Source organism: Nocardia sp. NPDC004860 (assembly GCF_040609015.1).
Taxonomy (GTDB): Bacteria; Actinomycetota; Actinomycetes; order Mycobacteriales; family Mycobacteriaceae; genus Nocardia.
Genome location: NZ_JBEXJI010000015.1, coordinates 51,683 through 73,912 on the forward strand (window position 1 = coordinate 51,683; position 22,230 = coordinate 73,912).

A 22,230-nucleotide genomic window follows, 5' to 3' on the forward strand; every position below is an offset into this window, starting at 1 on the left:
GGGCATGAGCGACCAGCACGAGCACTGGCAGCGCACCTACCGCACGCATCCGGAGATGTACGGCGACGAGCCCTCGGAGGCCGCCGTATACGCGGCGCGCCTGTTCCGCGAGCGCGGGGCCCGCGACGTGCTGGAACTGGGCGCGGGCCACGGCCGGGACGCACTCCACCTGGCGCGCCAGGGTTTTCGGGTGACCGCCACCGATTTCAGTGCCGTCGCGCTGGCGCAATTACAGGAGCGGGCGGACGCCGAAGGCGCGGGCGAGCGGGTCCGCACCCTGGAACACGATGTGCGCCAGCCGATTCCGCTGCCCTACCGCAGTGTGGACGCGGTGTACGCGCACATGCTGCTGTGCATGGACCTCAGTACCCAGGAGATCCGCGACCTGGTCGCCGAGATCCGCCGCGTCCTCAAACCCGGTGGCGCCTTCGTCTACACCGTCCGCAATACCGACGACGCCCACTTCGGCAGCGGCACATCCCTCGGTGACGACATCTACGAGCACGGCGGCTTCGCCGTGCACTTCTTCTCCGCGGAACTCGTCGAGAGCCTCGCCGCCGGATGGGAGCTGCGCGACCGGCATTCCTTCGAGGAGGGCGAGCTTCCCCGTCGACTCTGGCTCGTCACCCAGCTGCTCCCGGCCCGCTGACCGCGGCCGCGATCTCGGCGCGGATCGGGCGCGGCGCACCGGACAGCAGGGCGGGCAGATCGCTGTGGGTGGCGTGCAGGAAGCCCGCCTTCAGGTTGGAGAACAGCGACATCGTGTGCCCGATCCGATACGGTTCGAGGCCCCTGCCGAGCAGGCTGTCGCGCAGCTCGGTGAGCGGCACGTCCCGGTATTCGACCGGGCGGCCGAGGGATTCGCTCAGCCCGCTTCGAGGACGGCCATGGCGGCATTGTGGCCGCCGATGCCGCTGACGCCGCCGCCGCGCACCGCGCCCGCGCCGCACAGCAGGACATTGCGGTGCCCGGTCGCGACGCCCCACCGGGCTGCGGGGCTGTCGTCGGCATCGTCGGCGCGGTAGGGAAAGGACAGGTCCGCGTGGAAGATATGGCCGCCGGGCATGCTGATCTCGCGTTCGAGTTCGACCGGGGTGCGGGCCTCCAGGCACGGGTTGCCCTCGCCGTCCAGGGCGAGACAGTCGCGGATCGGTTCGGCCAGCACCGAATCCAGTTGCGCCAGTGTGGCATCCACCAGCCGCTCCTTGACGCCGCGCGGATCGTCCGCGAAAAGCCGTGCGGGCGTGTGTAACCCGAACAGAGTGAGGGTGTGGAAGCCGCGCTCGTTCAGCTCCGGCGCGAGGATCGACGGGTCGGTCAGGGTGTGGCAGTAGATCTCCGAGGGCGGGGCCGAGGGCAGCGCGCCCGCAGCCGCCTCCCGGTAGGCACGCTCGAGCTGACCGGCCGATTCGGCGATGTGGAAGGTGCCGGCGAAGGCGGTGCGCGGATCCACCTGCGGGTCACGGAGTTTCGGTAGTCGACGCAGCAGCATGTTGATCTTCAGTTGCGCGCCCTCGGGTTTCTCGGCCGATTCGCCCAGCAGTCCCGCCAGCACGTAGGGCGCGGCGTTCACCAGCACGTGCCGCGCGCTGGCCACGTGCCCGTGATCACCGTGCAGGTAGTGCACGTCGGCCGTGTCGCCGTAGGGCTCGATGCTGGTGACGGTGCATCCGGTGCTCAGCTCGGCCCCGGCCGTGCGGGCCGCGCCGGCAAGCGCGTCGGTGAGCGCGCCCATGCCGCCGACGGGCACATTCCAGTCGCCGGTGCCGCCGCCGATCACGTGGTAGAGGAAGCAGCGGTTCTGCCGCAGCGCCGGATCGTGGGCGTGGGTGAAGGTGCCGATGAGCGCGTCGGTGAGCACCACGCCGCGCACGGTGTCGTCGGCGAAGGTGGCCTCCACGGATTCACCCAGGGGCCGTTCGAAAATCGTCTCCCAGGCGGTGGAATCGTCCACCGTGCGCTGCAATTCGGCGCGGGTGGGCAGCGGGTGGGTCAGGGTCGGGAAGACGCGCTCGGCCAGCTGCCCGGTCATGGCGTAGAAGCGCTGCCAGGCTTCGTAATCCCGCTCGGATCCGGTGACCTGCGCGAAGCTGGCGCGGGTGGCGGCCTCGGAACCGTTGTCCACCAGCAGCCCGGTGCCACCGATCGGCGTGTACGACGAGATGCGCCGCTTGCGGGTCTCGAAGCTGAGGTCCAGGTCCCGCACGATGTGCTCGGGCAGCAGGCTCACCAGATAGGAGTAGCGCGACAGTCGCGCGTCGAAGCCCGGGAACACCCGCTCGGACACCGCCGCGCCACCGGTGTGGGCCTGGCGTTCCAGCACCAGCACCGAACGCCCGGCCCGGGCCAGGTAGGCGGCGGCCACCAGGCCGTTGTGGCCGCCGCCCACCACGATCACGTCGTATCCCGCTCGCGTCATGCGCCCATCGCATCACACTCTGTGTCCAATTTGCCCTCCGCTTCGCTCCGGGCGGGTTCGCGGCGCTGAAAGTCTCGTTCTTCCCTCCTCCGCTCCTCCGCTTCGCTCCCCCGCTTCGTCAGTCCAGAACGAGACGCGCCGCGAACCTTGGGCGCCGGGAGCTGCTAGCGGCCGCTCATGTCGAGCGCCGCCAGGTGGCTGAACAGCACCGACGCGCCGATCGGATTGCCGCCACCGGGGTAGACGGTGCCGCTGACCGCAGCCATGGTGTTGCCTGCGGCGTAGAGTCCCGGGATCGGCTCGCCTTCGATGTTCAGCACGCGGGCGGCGGTGTCGGTGCGCAGCCCGCCCTTGGTGCCCAGATCGGAGATGCCGAAGGCGGCCGCGTGGAACGGGCCCTTCACGATCGGGGTGAGCGGGGGCTCGCCATTGGAGAAGGCGCGGTCGTAGGCCTCGTCGCCGCGGCCGAAGTCCGGATCCACGCCCTGGGCCGCGAATTCGTTGAAACGCGCGACGGTCGCCACCAGTGCCTCGGCGGGAACACCGATTTCGGCGGCCAGGCCCTCGAGGGTGTCGGCGGTCTTCCACAGGCCCGCCTCGACATAGCGTTCCGCGTCGACCATCGGCACATTGCTGGCCTTGATGGGCGGCACCACGCCCTCGGCGTCGTCGTAGACCATCCAGAACGGAAGCGTTGCCGAGCCGTCGTTGAGGTGCTCGATGATGTCGCGGCCGAGCCGGTCGTAGGGCGCGGACTCGTTGACGAAGCGCTCACCGGCCTGGTTGACGAAGATGCCGCCGGTGAACCACAGCGCGAAGGCCGCGCGCCCGTCCGGGTGCACCAGGCCCGGCGACCACCACGCCTGATCCATCAGGTCGGTGTCGGCGCCCACCGCGATGCCCGCCTCGTGCGCCCTGCCCTGATTTCCCCACGGCCCCATGGTGTCCCGGGCCACGCCCGGCACCCCGTAGCGCTGCCGCAGTTCGTCGTTGCCCTCGAAACCGCCGGCGGCCAGCAGCACGCCCTTGCGGGCCCGGATGGCCACCCGCTCACCGTCGCGCTCGACGATCGCCCCGGCCACCGCGCCGTCCTCGGTCACCAGCTCGACCAGCGGGGAGTTCAGGTACAGCTTGGCGTTGGGGTACTTGGACAGTCCCAGCAGGAACCGGCCGACGAGGGCCCGCCCGCCGATCAGGTAATCGGGCTGCGGGTCGCCGTGGCGATCGGTCCCGAGCGGCCCGCGCACCGAGTCGCTCAGCTCGCCCAGCTTCGCGGCCGGCAGCGGCGCGGGGATGATGTGCCGCTTGCCGTCCAGCCGAGCCTTGGGCGCCTTACCGAAATAGTCCGGCCACGGGAACATCTGGAATTCGAAAGCCTCGTCCTGCTCCAGGTATTCGATGACCTTGGCGCCATTGCGGACGTAGGTCTCCTGCAGCTCGGCCGGGGTACGATCACCGACCACGGACCGGAAGTAGGTGAGCGCGTCCTCGATGGTGTCGTCCACGCCCGCCCGCTGCAGCACCGGATTGCACGGGAACCAGACCCCGCCGCCACCCGAGAACGAGGTGGTACCGCCGAACTTGTCGGTGGCCTCCACCACCGCCACCGTCAGTCCCTCACGGGCCGCCGTATAGGCCCCGGCCAGGCCGCCGCCCGACCCTGCCACCAGGACATCGACTTCTTCGTTCCAGTCCGTCACCGTTACTCCCTGATCAACGTGGTCTCTCCGCGACGGTATGCGCCGGGAGCGGCCCGTGCATCAAGTATCCCGATGGCCGGAAAGCCGGATCAGTCGTGCCAGGTGGTCAGGACGATCTTGCCGCGCACCCGGCCGGATTCGCTGAGCTTGTGCGCCTCGGCGGCATCGGCCAGGGACATCACCCGGTCGATCTCGGCGCGCAGCCGCCCGGCCGCCACCAGGTCCGCGACCGCGCGCAGGTCCGCGCCGGACGGGGTGAACCAGAGGCGGTGATAGCGGGGATCGTCGAGCGGCTCCTCGCCCTGGGCGTCGATCATCCGGCCGTGCGGGGTGAGCACCCGCAGCGAGCGAGCCGCATAGTCGCCACCCACCAGGTCGAACACGATGTCCACGGCGCTGACGGCGGTGGTGAAATCGGTTGCCGTGTAATCGATCAGCTCGTCGGCGCCGAGGCCGCGCAGGAAGTCGTGATTGGCCGTACGGGCCGTGCCGATCACGTACGCGCCGCGCGCCTTGGCGATCTGCACCGCCAGATGACCCACGCCGCCCGCCGCCGCGTGCACCAGAACCCGTTGTCCCGGTTGGACATCGGTGAGCGCCTGCCACGCGGTGAGCACCGCCGTCGGCAGCGCGGCGGCATGGATGTGGTCGAGACCGGCGGGCCGGTGGGCGAGGAACTGCGCCGGGGTCACCGCGTATTCGGCGTACCCGCCGGAACGGCTGAGCACATTCCCGAAAACCTCGTCACCGGGCCGGAATTCGGTGACCTCCGCGCCGACCGCGGCGACGACACCCGACAGGTCGAAGCCCAGTGTGAACGGCGGCGGGCCGAGCTTGGTGACCGCGCCCGAGCGGAGTTTCCAATCGGCGGCATTGATGGCGGTGGCGGCCACCCGCACCAGCACCTCGCCGGTGCCGGGTCGCGGAACATCGACCTCCACCGTCTCCAGAACGTCCGGTCCACCGAGGGTGCGCTGACTGATCGCTTTCATGATCTCGATCCTGCGCCGGATAGTATCTCGGAGGAAGAAGGCACTCTTTTGATCCCGAGGTACCTCATGGATACCGTCTCCGACGGGGAGCCATCCGGAAATCTGGTCGACAGCTACCTGCGGCGCTGCCCCGCCCGCGACATCCTCGCGGTGCTGGCCGACAAGTGGGTGCTGCTGGTGCTGGGCACCCTGCGCAACGAGGGCGGGCCGATCCGATTCAACGAACTGCGCCGCCGTCTCGACGGCATCACCCAGAAGGTGCTCACCCGCACCCTGCGGGACCTGGAACGTGATGGGCTGGTCCGGCGCACGGTGTATCCGACCGTGCCGCCCCGGGTGGAGTACGCGCTCACCGACATGGGCGCCGACCTGGGCCGGATCACCCACGCCATGGGGCAGTGGGCGCTGCAGCACGCCGAGGAAATCACCGCCGCCCGAACCGAATTCGACGAGCGGGCGGCACGCGAACCGGAACCGGTCCGGCCGTGACCACCGGCGCTCTCAGACCCTGACCGCCAGCACGGTGGCGTGCGGGGTGTACTCGTCCGGGCGGGCCTCCCGCGACAGCGTGGCGGTGGCCCGGAAACCATGGGCGGCCAGCGCTTCCGCGAAGGTGCCCGGCGCCCACCGGTAGGCGGGGGCGACCTTGTGCGCGTAATCCCGCACGCCCGCGGGCTCGTCGGCGGCCTGGAAGCCGAACACGGCGTGCCCGCCGGGGCGCACCACCCGCGCGAACTCGGTCAGCACCGCCGGAACACGGTGCGGCGGAATATGAATGATCGAGTACCAGGCCACCAGCCCGGCCAGGGCGGCGTCGCCATACCGGAGTTGCTCCATGGGACCGACCTCGAACGGAATGTCCGGGTACCCCGCCCGGGCCAGGCGGATCATCTCCGGCGACAGATCGACCCCCGACATCTCCAGCCCCGCTGCCGCCAGATACGAGGTGACCCGGCCCGGCCCACAGCCGATATCGGCCACCGCACCATTCCCGTTCTCCCGCACCGCTTCCGCGAAGGCGTCCAGCATCGATCGGTCGAAGATATTGCTGTGCAGCTGCCGGTGGAACAGCTTGGCGTACAGCTCCGCCACCTCGTCGTAGGCGGCCCGGGTGACGCGCATGTCCTCGGTGTCGATCATGCCTCGACTCTAGGCGTCCGGCGCTGCCGCCTGCGCGCCGATCGCGCCCGTCGACGGTGCGCGCACCGCCTGATACTCGCCGTTCAACAGCACGCGCAACCGGGCCTGCGGCGGCATCAGGGTGCGCAGCGGCAGCACCGCCAGCCGGGCCAGCCGGCGCAGGTCCCGCGGCAGGGCGGGCAGCGGAAGATCGATGTGCCACAGCGGATATCGGTGATCGGGATGCTGCCAGCCGTCGCGCAGCATGAATTTCAGGACGCGCGGGGACAATTCGCGGGCGGTCGCGCTGGCCAGTTCCAGCCGTAACAGCTCGTGGCCCTGGTCCTGGTCGAGATTGATCCGGGCGCGATGCGGTTCCCCGGCGTCCACGGTGAGCTGGCCGGACTCGGTGAGATCGGCGATCAGGGCGGCCAATTCCTCGTAGCACTGCGTCCATTCGCGATCGTGGGCGCGGAAGGCGGCGCGCTGCTGCTCGATGATGAGGCGGCGGTCGCGTTCGCCCGGTCGCACCAGATACAGCTCCACCGTGTCCGGCTCGGTGACCAGGCCCACCGTGAGCCGGTCGCCGGGCCAGGCCGATCCGTGCGTCTGTCCCAGCACCGCATGGCGCGGCACACCGAACTCGGTGCGGAAGCCGTCCAGGGCGCGGGCCTGCGCGGCGGTGCGCTGCTCGCGCACCTCACCGGGCAGGCCCTCGTCGTAGAGGAACGATTCGATGCTGTCGCTGAGGGTGACGCAGACCGCCTCCAGCCGGTCACCGTCGAAGCAGAAGCGGGCGCGCGGATCGTCCACGCGCAATTCGGTGTCCGCCCACACCGTGCGCTCGCCGGTATCGCTGTCGTGCACCGGTTTCCAGCCCACCGCGGCCGCGAAGCCGTCCAGATCGGCGCGCGTCCAGGTCCAGTCGAAGGCGCGCGCCGCGCGCGCGATCTCGACACCGGCGGGCACGTCCACCCGCAGCGGCCCGGCATCGAAGTCGGAGACGGCGTGGCGGCGCAGGAATTCGGCGCGCTGGCTGCGGGAGGTGGGATGCGGGGGGATGCCCAGCGGCGTCACGTCCAGATCCGCGCCGCCCTCCACCCAGGCGTCGGCCACCAGTTCGGTGGGCGCGGTGACACCGACCGTGCGCAGTGTGTCGGCGGTACGCAGCGCCAGTCCGCTCATGGCCACGGCGCCCGCGCGCCGGGACAGGGTGCGCGTCCAGTTGGCCTCGCGCGGCGGCGTCCAGCCCAGGTCGATCAGCCGCTGCTCGGTCGCCGGGCCGTAATACCAGGTGGGGTCGATGAATTCGGTGCGGGCCAGCTCGCAGGTCAGCTGCTCGGGCCCGGCGTCGAACTGCACGAAGCGGCTGCCGGGCGCGGTGATCAGCAGGCGCGCGTCCACCGGCAGCGTCTCCACGAAGCCCGCCAGGTTCTCGGCGAAGCGGGTCCAGGCGCCCGCGGCGGCGCGGCGGCGGGCGATCTCGTGCCGGCGTTCCATCCAGTACCGCTGCGCGGTCGGGTTCACCAGCAGCAGATCGACGGTGTCCACACCGATGGTGAGGCCCGCGAACACGGTCGGAAAACGCCAGGCCGGACCCTCGGCCGGGCCCGCGGCCGGGCTCTCCGGATCGCCCCAGTGCTCGGTGAACACGGCCGTCGTGCGGGCCAGCGCCGCGTCCAGGAGTTCCCGGCTGCCGAACTCCGCGGGGGCCGGGCAGTCGGAGATGGTCACGCGCACATGGTCGAGGCCGCGGTCGCTGCCCCAGAACATGGCCGAGTCCCACCACACCGACAGCCCGGTCCGGGAGAAGACCGGGCCGGTGCGCAGTGTGCCCACCGGCTGCGGACTACTCCATCCGACCCGCCGGGCGAATTCGGAGACATTGCCGGAGCCCCAGCGCCAGCCGAACCCCGCTGCCGCTCTCACGATCTCGACCGCACCCGCGGTATCGACACGCACCTCGAAAGCCACCCAGCGACACTAACCCGGCCCGGCCGTGCCGGGGGTCTTCGCGATCGCGATTAGTCTGTAGGCGGCCGGTGCTTCCCGCACGGGGCGGACAATCCACGGGAAGCCCGGCCACGGTCATGATCGGGGGCGAATATGTCAGTGCGCCATCGGGAAACGTGAACTTCCCGCGTCGCCCGCCGGAATGATCGGCAACACCAGCGCCGACGGGTGATCCTCGTCGTGATACACGGTCTGGGTCGCGACCTGTGTATTCGTGTTCTGCCCGAACGGGTCACCGGTATTCGGATTCGGTGCGAACTGCGGAAAATCGCTGCTCGACACCTCCACCCGGATCGCCGATCCGGCCTTGACCAGATAGCTGGTCGGCCACACGTCGATCGTGAAGCGATACGGCTGACCCGGCACGATCGGCGACGGATGATCGAGCGAATCGCGGAACGCGGTGCGCACGATCCCGTTGTTGAGATTCACCGTCGAGCCGTCCGGGGCCACCGCCACCAGCTTCGCGGTGAAATCGGTATCCGTCGCGGTCGAGGACGCCCACAGCGTCACGCGAATCGGCCCGGTGAGTTCGGTGTCGGAGGGCATAGGCGCGGTCGTGTACGTCAGCACATCAGAACGCTGCTCCACCACGAACTGATCCACCGGGCCCTGCGGTCCCGTCGACGCGCCGCAGCACGAGTGCCCGCCCGCGCTGGGCACCGGATTGAGCGGGTCGTAGTCGTAGCGATCCGGCTGCTGCGCGTCCTGCGGGGCATCGGTGGTGAGCAGCCCGACCCGGCCCTGAATCCCATTGCCGCCATTGCCGGACAGGTAATAGGTGGTCCATCGGGTATCCGGCAGCGGCCAGGCCGAGGCCGACTTCCACCTGTTCGCACCCATCAGGAAGTAGTCGACGACCGGCTTCCCGGACACCTTGTTGTCCTTGCCCTTCAGGAAATGGTCGTACCAGGCCAGCATGAGACCGTTGATCGGGCTGTCGCCCGCCGCACCACTCGCCGCCAGCATCGGGGTCTCCACCTTGCTGCCCGGACGGCCCCAGCCGACGTGATCCCACGGGCCCAGCACCAGCCGCTGCCCCGCACGGGCCTCCGGCGTGCCGCCACCGGCGACCATGCCGGAGAAATTCTGCACCCCGCCCGCGAGAAACGCGTCGTACCAACCCTCCACATCCAGTACCGGGACCTTCACGTTCGCGTACCGATCGCGAATGCTCCACTGCTTCCAGTAGTCGTCGCGGGTGGAATGCGAGATCCAGTCGTAGAACCACGGCGCGACCACCGGATCACCCGGGTGCAGCGGCGGAAACTGCTGATACGGGCGGAAACCCAGCCAGCGCGTGTAGTCCGCGCCATCGACCCCCAGCTGCTTGGCGGTAGCGGTGTCACCGCGATTGAGGGCCGCGCTCGCGCCGATGGTCTCCATGGCCCACGGCTCCACGAACGCCAGCCGGAAGGCGCCGCCCTCATAGGTCCAGCCGTCGTAGTAATCCGAGGCGGTATTGGCGGGCACGATGGTCGTCAGATGCGGTGGCGCGCCGACGGCCGCAAGCCATTGCGTCGCACCGACATACGACGAACCGTACATCCCGACCTTGCCATTCGAACCCGGCAGGGTGGCGGCCCACTCCACCGAGTCGTAGCCGTCGTTGGTGTCATTCGCGAACTCGGCGAACGTGCCGCTCGACTGCCCCTGGCCCCGAATGTCCTGCACCACAACGAGATAGCAGTGCGAAGCGAACCAGTCCGGGGTCTGGTATCGGGACGGCTGGACCTGCGCGGCCGCCTTCCCGTACTGCGTCCGCATCAGAATCACCGGCACCGGATCCGCCGACTCGGGCCGATACACATCCGCTTTCAGCACCACGCCGTCGCGCATGGTCGCGGGAACATTCTCCTGCTTGTCGACCGCGCACGACCCGCGCCCATCCGACGGCGGCCAGCTCGCCGCCCCCTGCGATGCCGACCCGCCTCCACCGCTCGCGCAGCCCGCGACCACCAGCGCGATCGCCCCGGCCACCGCTCCCACCCGAGCAATGCGACCGCGCCCTCTCCCACTACGGCTCATTGATCGACCGTAACCCCGGTCCCACACCCACTCACCGACAATCGGGCAAAGCAGGCCGATCCCACCGCGCGACCTCCGCGGCCAGCACGGCCCGCGCCCGCGTACCGGCCGCCAGGGACCGGTCCAGATCCGCGATCCGATCGGTCAGCCGGCGCCGCGCGCGCTCGCACCCGCCCAGTTGTCCGTCCGGGGCGAAGCACGGCAGCAGCTCCGCGACCCCCGACAGATCGAGCCCCACCTCGAGCAGCGCCCGAATCCGGCGCACCCGTTCGACACTCGACTCCGGGAAGTCCCGGTAACCATTGGACCGCCGCCCGGCCTCCAGCAGGCCGCTGCGGTCGTAGTGCCGCAGCGCGCGGGTGCTCACCCCACTGCGCTGCGACAGCTCGCTGATCAGCATCCATGTCCTCCGGCTTGACCTTGACCCCAGTGTCAACGTTTAGCGTCGAGCCGCTGCCGCCCATTCCCCGCCGGAGGAAACGCCATGGTCACCGATGTCCACGCCCACGTCACCATCGACCCAGCCGCACAGCTGGCGCGTGCGAAGCAGGCCGGCGTGGATCGCACGGTGCTGCTGTCCACCCGGGTCCACCCCGAACGCGCCCGCACGCTCGACGAGGTGCGGGCCGAATTCGCCAGGCTGACAGCCGTTATCGGCGGTGCGGACGCGGCGGCGGACGAGGTACGGGCGGCCATGGACGAAGTGCTGCGCGCACTGGACGCACACCCCGACACCACCCTCGCCTTCGCGAGCCTGCCCTCACTGCTGCCCGCCGAGCACCTCGGCGAATGGTTCGAGCCCTACCTGACCCGCCCCGGCATCGTGGGCATCGGCGAGGTCACCCCGCCGCCCGGCCAGGCCGCGCGCATCGAACCGGTGCTGTCCGTCAGCGCCGACCACGGCGGGATACCCGTACTGGTCCACGGCTTCGCGCCCAACACCCTCGACGATCTCCGAACCTATGCGGCACTGTCCGCCCGCTATCCGTCGGTCCCCCTGATCGTCGGCGCCCTGGGCGGATTCCACGCCCTGGACCTGGTGAAGCTGGCCGCCGACCGACCCAACCTGCACATCGATCTATCGAGCGCGCTGCAGGTATTCGCGGTCGCCGCCGCCGCACGAGAAGTCCCTGAACAGTGCCTGTTCGGATCGAACACCCCCTACGGCGACGTAGTCGCCGCCCGGCACACCATCGAGGCCGCCATCGCAGATCCGGCAGTGCGAACCCTGGTCCTGGAGCACAACTTTCAACGAATTCTCCTGGCCTGACCTGCGAATACCCGCCAATCCCCAAGATCATCGCTAATTTTCGGCAACGAAACCCGCAGATCGGACGATAGCCGCATCGAGCGAGCGTGACGACAGGAACTGCCCCCGTCGTCACGCCCGCTTGCGTCCGGTGCGGGGACCGCCCCAAGATGGCCACAGTCAACGGCATGGCCCTAGAAGCCCTGGCCCTCACCAACACCCGAGCCTTCCGGCTCCGCATGGCCAACCCCGGCGCCACACCGTCGACTACGTCTTCCAGGCCTACGGCATCCACACCTGGAACGACTGGCAAGACGAAGACGAGCGCATGCTGCCCGCCCACTCCGCCTACATCGGCTGACGTAGGCCGGAAATCAGAACGGTCGGCCGATTCTCCGAAGGTGCCGGCGGTCCGGTATCGCTGTGCGGCAAGAGTTTTCGGGTGCCTAGCCTCGGGCCATATCGACGAAGCGGCTCAAATGCAGCTGGTGCGCAACGGTAATCGTCGCGGTGGGGCCGTTTCGGTGCTTGCCGAGGATGAGGTCCGCTTCACCGCCGCGAGGGTCATCGCGTTCGAATGCATCGGGGCGATGCAACAAAATAACCATATCCGCGTCCTGTTCTAGCGAGCCCGATTCGCGAAGGTCGGAGACCATGGGGCGCTTATCGGTTCGTTGTTCCGGACCACGGTTCAGCTGTGAAATCGCGATGACCGGAACTTCGAGTTCCTTGGCCAGAAGTTTGAGGCTTCGCGAGAATTCCGAGACTTCTTGCTGGCGGGACTCGACCTTCTTGCCAGAGGTCATCAGCTGAAGGTAGTCCACCACCACGAGGCGCAGGTCGTGCCGCTGTTTGAGGCGTCGAGCCTTTGCTCGAATTTCCATCATCGTGAGGTTCGGCGAATCATCCACGAACAGTGGCGCTTCGCTGATCTCGCTCATGCGGCGGGCGAGTTTGGTCCAGTCGTCGTCGCTCATACGGCCCGAACGCATATCGCCCAGTTTAATTTTCGCTTCCGCGGATAGGAGGCGCATGACGATTTCGGTGCGGCTCATTTCCAGCGAGAAAATGACACTGGCCAGACCATGCTTGATGGAGCAGCTGCGCATGAAATCCATTCCCAGCGTGGAATTATGGGTGGGGATCATGGAACGGCCGGCGAGGTAGAGGTGGTCGGAGTTCGCCACTTCTACGCAGCGGACCGGGACCGATGGGATCGGGCGGACGTCTACGATGAAGCGGGAGCCGGAACGCGCCGTGTTGGTCGCGCCGCGACGCAGCTTGTGCAGCAGCTCTTTTCGGCTCAACCCGAAGACCTCGTCCTCGGTTGCGAAGGTCAGCGTGTAAGCGGTCGAAGTTGCCTCGGTGCGACCCCGGACTCGCTTGGTCGACAGCTGGCAGCGGTAGCCGAGGCTCACGATCAGCTCTTCGGTGTCCCGGGCGAGCCGCGGGTTGGTCACCGTGAACTGGACAGATCCGCCATTGGTGACGGTGCCGTCGGTATCGAGCAAGCCGGCCAGCAGGGCGCGTCGTTGTGCCTCGGAAGCGCGGAGGTATTCGAGGGGGATGTGCTTGTCGCCGAGCACACCGAGGGTGCGCAGGCGAGCCTGCACGCTGCCGGTCGCATTACGGCAGGACTGGCACAGGCGGAGCCCGATGGACGGCCCGCCGCATTGTGGGCAGGTAGGCGCGGGTACCGGACCCGAGACGAAACGCGCCTTGCCGCCACATGATCGGCCGCACGTACGGACTTCGCTGGTGAACGGAATGAACTCCGCACCGCAGACAAGGCAATCACGCGGCTCGATCGGTGCATCCTCGGGTAGCCGCAGGCTGTACCGCAGCGGTGCGGAATCCGAGTGCGTCGCAAGGATTCCCTCGTTCTCGATCCGATGAATGACCTCGGGATCAGCCGACGTCAGCTGTGCACACGCAGAACTGCCGTCGCCGAGCCATGCGCCCAGCGTGTAAGGGGGCACGAGCAACTCGCGGTCGGGCAGTTGCAGTGCCTCGCTGTTCACCACGGAGTGGTTGAGACGTCGGTCCGCGGTCGCACAGTGCACAGTGGCCGCGATCTCGGCGGTCGTGCGGATCTCCGCGAAGGTCTTCTGATTCCGATACCGGTTGTAGCCGGTGGCGGCTTGCTGGGCGGATCGGCGAGAGGAGCGGGTCTCGGTGAGCCACTGATGCTGCTCGTCCGCGACTATCACTGCACCGTCGGAGAATTCGACCTCGTAGCAGGGCCGGCCCGTCATCACCTCGGTGGCGGCCACAACCCGTGTGGGCCGCCCTTGGGCGTCGAGCAGCTCGTCGCCGACTCGGACCTCACCCATGGTGGTCCAGCCGTTCGGCGTGGGCAGCGGAGTATCGAGAGCAAGCGCCTTACCGACACCGGGTCGAGCCGCGACGATGATCATCTGGCCCGGGTGGAGGCCGTTGGTGATTTCGTCGAGTTCGGTGAAACCTGTTGGGACGCCGAGGGAGATGCCGCCTCGGGAGGCGATGGAGTCGAGTTCGTCCATCGTGGGCTGGAGGATGTCGGTGAGGGGGGCGAAGTCCTCGCTGGAGCGGCGTTCGGTGACGTCGTAGAGCTCGGCCTGGGCGCGGTCGACGACCTCGGCGACGTCCTGGCCGTCGGCGCCGGCGTAGCCGTACTGGACGATTCGGGTGCCCGCCTCCACCAAACGGCGCAGGATCGCCTTCTCCGCAACGATTTCGGCGTAGTAGCCGGCATTGGCCGCGGTGGGGACCGTTTGGGTCAGCGTGACGAGATACGGGGCCCCGCCGATGCGCTTGAGTTCGCCGCGGCGGTCGAGGGTGGCGGCCACCGTCACCGGGTCGGCCGGTTCGCCGCGGCCGTAGAGGTCGAGGATGGCGTCGTAGACGGCCGCGTGGGCGGGGCGGTAGAAGTCGCCGGGGCGGATGACCTCCACGACATCGGCGATGGCGTCCTTGGACAGCAGCATGCCGCCGAGGACGGATTGCTCGGCGGCCATGTCGTGGGGTGGCTGACGGCCGAAATCCTCGCCGGGGGCATCGGGATAGTCGGAGGGCCCGTGATCGTCGTGGCCGCGATCGTCGATGACTGCCATCGGCTCGACCGTCCTCTCTGCTCGCGCCCGGAACGAGTCCATGACCGTTGTACGCCTGCGCACCGACAGGTTCGGCCCGCCACGCGGAAGTATCCCGACCGCGATGCGGCGCCGCCACGCCGAGTTGTGCAGGCGCGGTGGCAAACCCGTGGTGGTGGGTGCTGGATACACGGAGTCGTGTCGTCCCGGGCAGTGGTCACGACATCGAATGCGAACCTAGGCGACCGGACGGTGACCCGCCAAACCGAGCTGTGTACACACCTGTGGACAACGTGGGTATTGTTCACCAACTGTTGTGCACCCCCTGTGGAAAACTTGGGGACAACAGTCGATGTGGGCAATCAATACGCTGGTAGTGGCCGAATTCTCAGTGTGTGTAATTGTGGATCAATTCGGTGCGGCGTGTCGCTGGACGGTAACGTCTGGGCGTGTTGGGTTAACGAACGGTCTCGCGCTTGTGATCTGTCACACAACGAGAATGGTTGGTTTGCTGAGCAATCCACAACCCGGGCGAACATCGTGAATTCTGCATGCCGACACCTCGCCCCGGTACACCCGACACGCAATTAGCGAATATCTGGCAAACATAAGAATCGAACAAAGAAAATCGGAGGCCGCCCCACAGCTGAGGCGGCCTCCGACGAACCGAATTACTCGGCGGCAGTGACCTGCAGGTCGACCTTGGCGATCACATCCGGGTGCAGGTGCACCACGACACCGTGCTTACCGGTGCTCTTGATGTGGGCCTTCGGCAGCTCGATGCTGCGCTTGTCGACGACCGGGCCACCGGCGGCCTTGATGGCCGCGGCGACATCGGCGGCGGTGACCGAACCGAAGAGCTTGCCCGTGCCGGCGGTCTTGACCGCGAGCGACACGCCGGTCAGACCCTCGATGGCCTGCTTCAGCTCGTTGGCGTGGTCCAGGTCGCGCACGCGGCGGGCATCCTGCGCCCGGCGAATGCCCTCGACCTGCTTCTGCGCGCCACGGGTGGCGACAATCGCCAGGCCGCGCGGCAGCAGGAAGTTACGGCCGTAGCCGTCCTTGACCTCCACGGTGTCGCCGGGCGCACCGAGGTTGTCGACATCAGCGGTGAGGATGAGCTTCATTGCTGTGCCTTCCTTTCTCAGCGGGCGGTGGACACGTAAGGCAGCAGAGCGACCTCACGCGAGTTCTTCACGGCGACAGCGATATCGCGCTGGTGCTGGACGCAGTTGCCGGTCACCCGGCGAGCGCGGATCTTGCCACGATCGGACACGTACTTGCGCAGCAGCGCGGTGTCCTTGTAGTCGATCTTCGCGCCGGCCGTGTTGTTCTTCTTGCCGGCCTTGTCTTCCTTGCAGAAGGTGCAAGCCTTCTTCTTCAGCACCTTTTCGCGTGCCGGTGCTTTGGCCATGGTCTTTCAACTCCGTAATTTCGGGAACCAGCCGTCGGGGCGGATTCCGGGGAAAGCCGTTGTCTAGAACGGCGGTTCGTCGTCCATCGCGCCGCCCCCGAAGGAGCCGGCCGCGGGGGCACTGCCCCATGGGTCGTCGCCGGCGCTCTGGCCGCCACGACCCCCACCACTGCCGGCACCGGAGTAGCCGCCGCCTTGCTGGCCGCCGCCCTGTGCGCCACCGCCGAAGCCGCCGCCACCACCGCCACGGGTGGTCTTGTTGACTTTCGCGGTCGCGTACCGCAGGGAGGGACCCACCTCGTCGACCTCGAGTTCGACGACCGTGCGCTTCTCACCCTCGCGGGTTTCGTAGGAGCGCTGCTTGAGTCGTCCGCTCACGATCACTCGCGAGCCACGGGTCAGACTCTCGGCCACATTTTCCGCAGCTTCACGCCAGATGTTGCAGCGCAGGAAAAGCGCTTCGCCGTCTTTCCATTCATTGGTATTACGGTCGAACACGCGGGGAGTCGACGCGACGGTGAAGTTCGCGACGGCCGCTCCCGCGGGCGTGAATCGAAGCTCGGGGTCAGCCGTCAGATTGCCGATGACGGTGATGACCGTGTCGCCTTGGGCCATGGTTCCTCCTGCTTTCCGGTGCAGTCCGCAATGCGCTCGCCCGTGCACGCCCGATCATGGGCTCGGTGCGCGGTTTGCCAGTCAGCCTAGAGATAGGCACCGACGGTTACGAGCGACGTTGCGGGAGGACTGGACTACTTCTTGTCGAGGCGCAGCACCTTGGTGCGCAGCACCGACTCGTTCAGGCCCAGCTGGCGATCGAGTTCGCTGACGGTCTCGGACTTGGCGGTCAGGGTGACGACCGCGTAGATGCCCTCGGCCTGCTTGGCGATCTCGTAGGCGAGACGACGGCGGCCCCAGATGTCGACGTTGTCGACCTTGCCGCCCTCGGCACCGACAACACCCAACATGTTGTTCAGGTTCGGGCCGACGGTGCGCTCGTCCATTTGCGGATCGAGAATAACCATCACTTCATAATGACGCACGGACCTCATCACCTCCTGTGGACTGTGAACGGCCCACGGACTGTCCGTGGGCAGGAGGGTTCGTTGCGTCAGCAACCCGACAAGGCTACATGAGGGAATGCGGTGCCCGACGCCGGGGTATCGAGGCTCTTGCTCGCGTGTTCACACCGGCGGCGGCCGGGCGATAGACAGGCATGGCCTGCGAAATCGGGCCAGTCCCGAGCTTGAACACGCGGACACGCCGAAGAGAGACCTATGGTGGTGCGCATGCCGAACCGACCCGTCGCCAGCGCAGCGGTCGCTCGCCGCCGCGAGGCGGGCCGGTCGATGATCGCGGTCACGTCGACGCTGGTGTGCGGGGTCACCCTGCTGATCGCGTATGTGAACAAGGCGCGATGTGCCGGCGGGCGGTTCGAGGAGTCGGGTCGCAGCGCCATTTTCGATGTCATCAAGGACTCGAATGTCTGCTATTCCGATATTCAGTACCTGTGGCTGGGCCGCGGCATCAATGAACACGTCTTTCCGTATATAACGGGCGGCATCACACCCGATGGCCAGTTGACCGGCGGCGCGGTCGAGTATCCCGTGCTGAGCGGTCTGTTCATGTGGATCGGCGGCATCGGCGCGCACACCGATGCGGACTTCCTGCTGCACTCGGCCTTGCTGCTGGCCCCGTTCGCGTTGCTCACCGCGTATCTGCTGGCCCGGATGGCGGGTCCGGCGGCGCTGCTGTGGGCGGCCGGTCCACCCCTGGTGCTCTACGCCTTCCACAATTGGGAACTGCCGGTGGTGGCCACCGCGGTGGCCGCGTTCTACGTGATGACCGTGCTGACGCGATATTCCCTGCGGGACCGGGCGATAGCCGCGGCGGTATTCCTGGCGATCGGCTTCTGTTTCAAGCTGTATCCCGGAATCTTCGTGCTGCCCTTGCTGATCTACGTGCTGCTCGGTGAGAACCCGCTGCGGGAGCGGCGATTCGATGTGCGCGGCGCGCTCATGGTGGCCGGCACCGCTCTCGGCACGGTGGTCGCGATCAATCTGCCCTTCGCGCTCGCGGGTTATGACGGCTGGCGGGCGTCGATCACCTTCCAGCAGCTGCGGCAGGCCGATATCACCACGAATTCCATCTGGTACTGGGGTTTACGCCCGTTGTTCGCCCAGACCAGCGAGGGCGAGTCGACGTTCCAGGCCGTGGTGTCGGCGGCCTCGCCGCTGCTGGTGCTGGGGTCCTTCGGGCTGGCCTGCTGGCTGGGCTGGCGGCGGTATCAGCTGGCGGGGGTGTATCCGTGGATCGGTGTCAGCGGCGCCATGCTGTGTGGCTTCCTGTTGTTCCACAAGGTGCATTCGCCGCAGTACACACTGTGGCTGATCCCGTTCCTGGTGCTGCTGGAGGTGCCGTGGAGCTTGACCGTCACCTACCTGATGGCGGACGCCTGTATCGGGATCGGCGTCTTCCGCTACTTCTATGCCCTGGGTGCGGGCCGTGATGCCGGATTCGAGCAGAACATCGTGCAGATCGGCGTGTGGGGCCGGGCCGCGCTGCTGGTGGCGTTCTTCTTCCTGTTCGTGACGGCGCGGGCGCGGTCAGCCGGCCGGCTCGGTGTTCCGGGCGCGGAACGCCTTGCTCTTGGCCCGGTTTCCGCAGACCGCCATATCGCACCAGCGGCGCGAACCGCCGCGTGAGGTGTCGATGAAGAGGCGGGTGCAGGCGTCTCGCCCGCATTCCTTGATGCGGTCCCGATCGGGGCTGCCGAGCAGTTCGATGGCGGAGCGCGCGACGGCCGCGAGCGCGGAATCGAGTGTCCCGCTGCGGTGCACGCTGCCGTCGGCGCGCAGGGTCAGCTCGGGCGGGGTGTCGTGAGCGTGCCGGTTGACGAGTCGCCGGTCGGCGTCGGTGGCGGGTTCGCCGTCGAGGGTGGCCAGCATCAGCCGCCAGGCGGCCTCGCGTAGCTTCACGGCCCGGGTGAGGGCGCCGGTGCAGTCCGGCGCGGTGTCGAGGATGCCTGCCGCCGTTACCCATTCGGCGAGTTCGTCGTCGCTGCCGAGCCGGTCGATGAAGGTGGTGCGTCGTTCCTGAGCCGTACCGATGAAGTTCAGCGCGAGATTGCCGCTGACGAACAGGTGCGGATCGGCGAAGGTGGACATGTCCTCATAGTAACCCCCTTGACAGGTTATTCAAGAAGGTGCCACGGTATAACCACCTGAACCGGTTAGCGGCGTGGAGGAATCATGGACAACCGGCTTTTCGAAGTGGCGGGCCCGCCGGCCCTCATCCTCATGTGGAGCAGCGCCTTCATCGCCGGCATCATCGGCGTGGGCGCGGCGCCGCCCATGCTGGTGCTGTTCGCCCGCTTCGGCATCGCCGGCCTGCTGCTCGTCGCGTATGCCCTACTGGCGCGGGCGGTCTGGCCGCGCGGCAAGGTCCTCGCGCACACGCTGGTGGCGGGCCTGCTCATGCAGATGGTGCAGTTCGGCGCCTTCTACACCGCCATGCACGAGCACGTCACCGCCGCCGTCATCTCCCTGGTGCAGGGCCTGAGCCCGGTGGTGATCGCCGTATTCGCCGGTGGCCTGGGCGAATCCGTGAGTGCCCGGCAGTGGCTGGGCTTCGGGGTCGGCGGTCTGGGCGTGGGCCTGGCGGTGGTCGATCAGTCCAGCTTCTCGCTGGTGGGCCTGCTGCTGTGCGTGGTCGGCCTGCTCGGCCTCAGCCTCGGCACCGTGTACCAGAAGCGCTTCACCCCCGCGATCGATCCGCGCGCCGGCACCGCCCTGCACGTGGCGGTCAGCGCGCCCTTCGCGGGCGCGATGGCCGTGGCCGGCGGCGACTTCCACCTCGCGGACCCGGCCCGCTTCGCCGGTTCCATGGTCTGGATGGTGCTGGTGAATTCCATGGGCGCGTTCCTGCTGCTGAACACCATGCTGCAGCGCTGGGACACCACTCGCGTCAGCCGCTTCTTCTTCGCCATCCCGGCGGTGACCGCGGTGATGGCCTGGCTGGTCATCGATCAGCCGTTGCGCCCGTTGACAGTTGCGGGCCTGGGCGTAGGACTGGTCGGCATGGTCCTGGCCTCCCGTCGCGCCGCGCCGAATCCCACCCCGGCCGAGCCCGAGACTGCCCGCCGCCGCCTCTCGATGCCGCAGCCCGCGCGGGTGTGACCATCGCAAGAAAGCCCGCCACACGCGCTGGTGTGGCGGGCTTTCCGGTCCCGGTGGATCAGCCGACGGGGCTGGGCTCCAGGCCTGCGGGTTCGTCGTCCTCGTCCTCGTCGGACTCGGCCTTCTCGCGCCGGTTGCGGATCACGCTGGTGATGAACGCCGCTCCGATGAAGGCCACGCCGACCAGGCCGCTGATCACCTCGTTGACGTGAACGCCGATGGTGATGAGCAGGATGACCGCCAGGGCGCCGATGGCCCAGAACGCGCCGTGCTCGAGGTACACGTACTCCGAGAGCGTGCCCTTGCGCACCAGGTAGACGGTGATGGACCGGACGAACATGGCGCCGATCAGACCCAGGCCCAGGGCGATCAGGATCGGGTCGGAGGTGATGGCGAACGCGCCGATCACGCCGTCGAAGGAGAACGAGGCGTCGAGCACTTCCAGATACAGGAACAGGAAGAACGCCGCCTTGCCGGTCGCCTTGATGATGGCCGAGGGCCCCGCCGCGGCCTGTTCTTCGGCGTGCTCCTCGGCATGGAACAGGGAGCCGAGCCCGTCGACCAGGATGTAGGTCATCACGCCGAGGATGCCGGCCAGCAGCACGGTGGACCGGTCGTCGTCGGCCGCGATGAATTCCGCCGCGATGACGATGCCGCCCAGGGTGAGCACCACCGCGAGCATGTCGAGTTTGCCGAGCTTGGCCAGTGGGCGTTCGATCCAGCCCAGCCAGGTGACCTCGCGCTCCTCGAGGATGAAGTTGAAGAACAGCAGCAGCAGGAACGCGCCGCCGAAGGCCGCGATCTGCGGGTGCGCGTCGGTGAGCAGCTTCTCGTAGGAGGGGCTGCCGTCGGCGAAGGTGAGGGCCCCGTCGGCGGGCGGGTTCATGGCCAGGTCGAAGGCGCGAACCGGGCTGAGGCCCGCGGTGATCCACACGATGGCCAGCGGAAACACCAGGCGCATACCGAAAACCGCGATGACGACGCCGACGGTGAGGAAGATCCGTTGCCAGAACTCGCTCATCCGCTGCAGGATGCTGGCGTTGATCACCGCGTTGTCGAAGGACAGCGAGACCTCGAGGACGCCGAGGATGGCGCACAGCAGCAGGGCCGTGGGGCCGCCGTACACGAGGGCCGCGAGCAGCGACAGTACGGTGACGATGATGGAGAGGCCGAATATTCGCACCGCAGCGGGCCTTTCGTTGTGCCGGGTCGTGGACGGGGCGGGCGGACACACGAAGAGGGCTCGTGCGACCGAGCCCTCTTCGTGTCGCTAGTTGTTCGATTCAGACGTTGACGCCGAAGTCGCGAGCGATGCCCGCGAGGCCGGAGGCGTAGCCCTGGCCGATCGCACGGAACTTCCACTCACCATTGTTGCGGTAGAGCTCGCCGAACACCATGGCGGTCTCGGTGGACGCGTCCTCGGAGAGGTCGTAGCGGGCCAGTTCGGCGCCGTTGGCGCGGTCCACGACCCGGATGTAGGCATTGCGGACCTGGCCGAAGCTCTGGCCGCGCGAGTCGGCGTCGTAGATCGAGACCGGGAAGAAGATGGACTCGATGGCCGGCGGGGTGTTCGCCAGGTCGACATTGATGACCTCGTCGTCGCCCTCGCCCTCACCGGTCAGGTTGTCGCCGGTGTGCACGATGGTGCCCTCCGGGGACTGCAGGTTGTTGAAGAAGATGAAGTGCTTGTCCGACAGCGCCTTCTTCTCCGCGCCGGTCGCGATGGCGCTGGCGTCCAGGTCGAAGTCGGTGCCGGTGGTGGTCCGGACGTCCCAGCCGAGGCCGACGGCCACCTGGGTCAGGTTCGGAGCCTGCTTGGTCAGTGAAACGTTGCCGCCCTTGGACAAACTGACACCCATTGCGGGAATCCTTCCGTTGTAGCGCGTTTGAAGTGTTTCTTGGCTAACGGCGTGTCCTGCGTGTCGGTTCCGCCGTCTCGACAGTAATGGTTTTCCCAAGTCTTTGGTAGGGAAGGGTCAACCCTGGCGTGCGGAAGCAACTGTCATATGACAGATTTTCACAACCCCTCGCCGTTGTCGCCCCGACGAGC

Annotated in this window: 21 protein-coding genes; 5 read left to right on the top strand and 16 right to left on the bottom strand. The window is 67.9% G+C overall.

The window, feature by feature from the left end; genetic code table 11:
- Positions 1-4 precede the first annotated feature (4 nt).
- Positions 5-649, top strand: a complete 645-nt coding sequence (locus ABZV44_RS25395) for a class I SAM-dependent methyltransferase (RefSeq protein ID WP_354840972.1) — start codon at positions 5-7, stop codon at positions 647-649.
- Here the strand turns inward: ABZV44_RS25395 and ABZV44_RS25400 are convergent.
- The 4 genes from ABZV44_RS25400 to ABZV44_RS25415 form a co-directional block, all read right to left on the bottom strand.
- The gene (locus ABZV44_RS25400; RefSeq protein WP_354840974.1) at positions 624-830 is read right to left on the bottom strand and encodes a hypothetical protein; all 207 of its coding nucleotides are present in this window, start codon (positions 828-830) and stop codon (positions 624-626) included. The genes ABZV44_RS25395 and ABZV44_RS25400 overlap by 26 nt on opposite strands.
- Positions 831-865: 35 nt before the next feature.
- The gene (locus tag ABZV44_RS25405) at positions 866-2,419 is read right to left on the bottom strand and encodes an NAD(P)/FAD-dependent oxidoreductase (protein ID WP_354840977.1); all 1,554 of its coding nucleotides are present in this window, start codon (positions 2,417-2,419) and stop codon (positions 866-868) included.
- Positions 2,420-2,583: 164 nt separating this feature from the next.
- Positions 2,584-4,119: an FAD-binding protein gene (locus tag ABZV44_RS25410; RefSeq protein ID WP_354840979.1), complete on the bottom strand. Its 1,536-nt coding sequence runs from the start codon at positions 4,117-4,119 to the stop codon at positions 2,584-2,586.
- A gap of 89 nt (positions 4,120-4,208) precedes the next feature.
- Positions 4,209-5,111, bottom strand: a complete 903-nt coding sequence (locus ABZV44_RS25415; RefSeq protein ID WP_354840981.1) for an NADP-dependent oxidoreductase — start codon at positions 5,109-5,111, stop codon at positions 4,209-4,211.
- Positions 5,112-5,177: 66 nt separating this feature from the next.
- On the opposite strand from ABZV44_RS25415, the gene ABZV44_RS25420 reads away from it, so the two are divergent.
- Positions 5,178-5,600: a helix-turn-helix domain-containing protein gene (locus ABZV44_RS25420; RefSeq protein WP_354840984.1), complete on the top strand. Its 423-nt coding sequence runs from the start codon at positions 5,178-5,180 to the stop codon at positions 5,598-5,600.
- Between the two features lie 12 nt (positions 5,601-5,612).
- On the opposite strand, the gene ABZV44_RS25425 is transcribed toward ABZV44_RS25420, so the two are convergent.
- The 4 genes from ABZV44_RS25425 to ABZV44_RS25440 all read right to left on the bottom strand — a co-directional run bounded on the left by ABZV44_RS25425 (position 5,613) and on the right by ABZV44_RS25440 (position 10,671).
- Complete coding sequence (locus ABZV44_RS25425; RefSeq protein WP_354840986.1) at positions 5,613-6,251, bottom strand: methyltransferase domain-containing protein; 639 nt, start codon at positions 6,249-6,251, stop codon at positions 5,613-5,615.
- 9 nt (positions 6,252-6,260) lie between these two features.
- Positions 6,261-8,204 carry a DUF6301 family protein gene (locus ABZV44_RS25430; RefSeq protein WP_354840989.1) on the bottom strand — a complete coding sequence of 648 codons (1,944 nt, stop codon included), beginning with the start codon at positions 8,202-8,204 and terminating at the stop codon, positions 6,261-6,263.
- 135 nt (positions 8,205-8,339) lie between these two features.
- Entirely contained in the window at positions 8,340-10,271 is a 1,932-nt protein-coding gene (locus ABZV44_RS25435) for a CocE/NonD family hydrolase (RefSeq protein WP_354840992.1), read from the bottom strand.
- Between the two features lie 31 nt (positions 10,272-10,302).
- A complete protein-coding gene (locus ABZV44_RS25440) occupies positions 10,303-10,671 on the bottom strand; it encodes a MerR family transcriptional regulator (protein ID WP_354840994.1) in 369 nt (122 codons plus the stop codon).
- A gap of 84 nt (positions 10,672-10,755) precedes the next feature.
- Here ABZV44_RS25440 and ABZV44_RS25445 point away from each other — a divergent pair, with 84 nt between their 5' ends.
- Complete coding sequence (locus ABZV44_RS25445; RefSeq protein WP_354840996.1) at positions 10,756-11,541, top strand: hypothetical protein; 786 nt, start codon at positions 10,756-10,758, stop codon at positions 11,539-11,541.
- A gap of 425 nt (positions 11,542-11,966) precedes the next feature.
- Here the strand turns inward: ABZV44_RS25445 and dnaB are convergent, their stop codons facing one another.
- The 5 genes from dnaB to rpsF form a co-directional block, all read right to left on the bottom strand.
- Positions 11,967-14,612, bottom strand: coding sequence for a replicative DNA helicase (gene dnaB / locus ABZV44_RS25450; protein ID WP_354840998.1), 2,646 nt, complete (start codon positions 14,610-14,612; stop codon positions 11,967-11,969).
- Between the two features lie 650 nt (positions 14,613-15,262).
- A complete protein-coding gene (rplI, locus tag ABZV44_RS25455) occupies positions 15,263-15,718 on the bottom strand; it encodes a 50S ribosomal protein L9 (RefSeq protein ID WP_354841000.1) in 456 nt (151 codons plus the stop codon).
- A gap of 17 nt (positions 15,719-15,735) precedes the next feature.
- Positions 15,736-16,005 (bottom strand): 30S ribosomal protein S18, encoded by a 270-nt coding sequence (gene rpsR, locus ABZV44_RS25460; RefSeq protein WP_040814320.1) that lies wholly within the window; start codon positions 16,003-16,005, stop codon positions 15,736-15,738.
- A 63-nt stretch (positions 16,006-16,068) separates the two neighbouring features.
- Positions 16,069-16,620 (bottom strand): single-stranded DNA-binding protein, encoded by a 552-nt coding sequence (locus tag ABZV44_RS25465; RefSeq protein WP_354841003.1) that lies wholly within the window; start codon positions 16,618-16,620, stop codon positions 16,069-16,071.
- A gap of 134 nt (positions 16,621-16,754) precedes the next feature.
- A complete protein-coding gene (gene rpsF, locus ABZV44_RS25470) occupies positions 16,755-17,045 on the bottom strand; it encodes a 30S ribosomal protein S6 (RefSeq protein ID WP_083869414.1) in 291 nt (96 codons plus the stop codon).
- A gap of 306 nt (positions 17,046-17,351) precedes the next feature.
- Between rpsF and ABZV44_RS25475 the strand changes: the two genes are divergently transcribed.
- Positions 17,352-18,707: a hypothetical protein gene (locus ABZV44_RS25475; RefSeq protein ID WP_354841321.1), complete on the top strand. Its 1,356-nt coding sequence runs from the start codon at positions 17,352-17,354 to the stop codon at positions 18,705-18,707.
- Here ABZV44_RS25475 and ABZV44_RS25480 read toward each other — a convergent pair.
- On the bottom strand, positions 18,609-19,169 hold the full coding sequence (locus tag ABZV44_RS25480; protein ID WP_354841006.1) for an ABATE domain-containing protein: 561 nt from the start codon (positions 19,167-19,169) through the stop codon (positions 18,609-18,611). The two genes, ABZV44_RS25475 and ABZV44_RS25480, sit on opposite strands and share 99 nt — an antisense overlap.
- Before the next feature lie 84 nt (positions 19,170-19,253).
- Here ABZV44_RS25480 and ABZV44_RS25485 point away from each other — a divergent pair, with 84 nt between their 5' ends.
- Complete coding sequence (locus tag ABZV44_RS25485; protein WP_354841009.1) at positions 19,254-20,180, top strand: DMT family transporter; 927 nt, start codon at positions 19,254-19,256, stop codon at positions 20,178-20,180.
- Between the two features lie 58 nt (positions 20,181-20,238).
- Here ABZV44_RS25485 and ABZV44_RS25490 read toward each other — a convergent pair whose 3' ends face one another.
- Together ABZV44_RS25490 and ABZV44_RS25495 are read right to left on the bottom strand one after the other, a co-directional pair.
- Positions 20,239-21,363 carry a DUF475 domain-containing protein gene (locus tag ABZV44_RS25490; protein WP_354841011.1) on the bottom strand — a complete coding sequence of 375 codons (1,125 nt, stop codon included), beginning with the start codon at positions 21,361-21,363 and terminating at the stop codon, positions 20,239-20,241.
- Between the two features lie 100 nt (positions 21,364-21,463).
- A complete protein-coding gene (locus ABZV44_RS25495) occupies positions 21,464-22,039 on the bottom strand; it encodes a TerD family protein (protein ID WP_354841014.1) in 576 nt (191 codons plus the stop codon).
- Between the last annotated feature and the right edge of the window lie 191 nt (positions 22,040-22,230).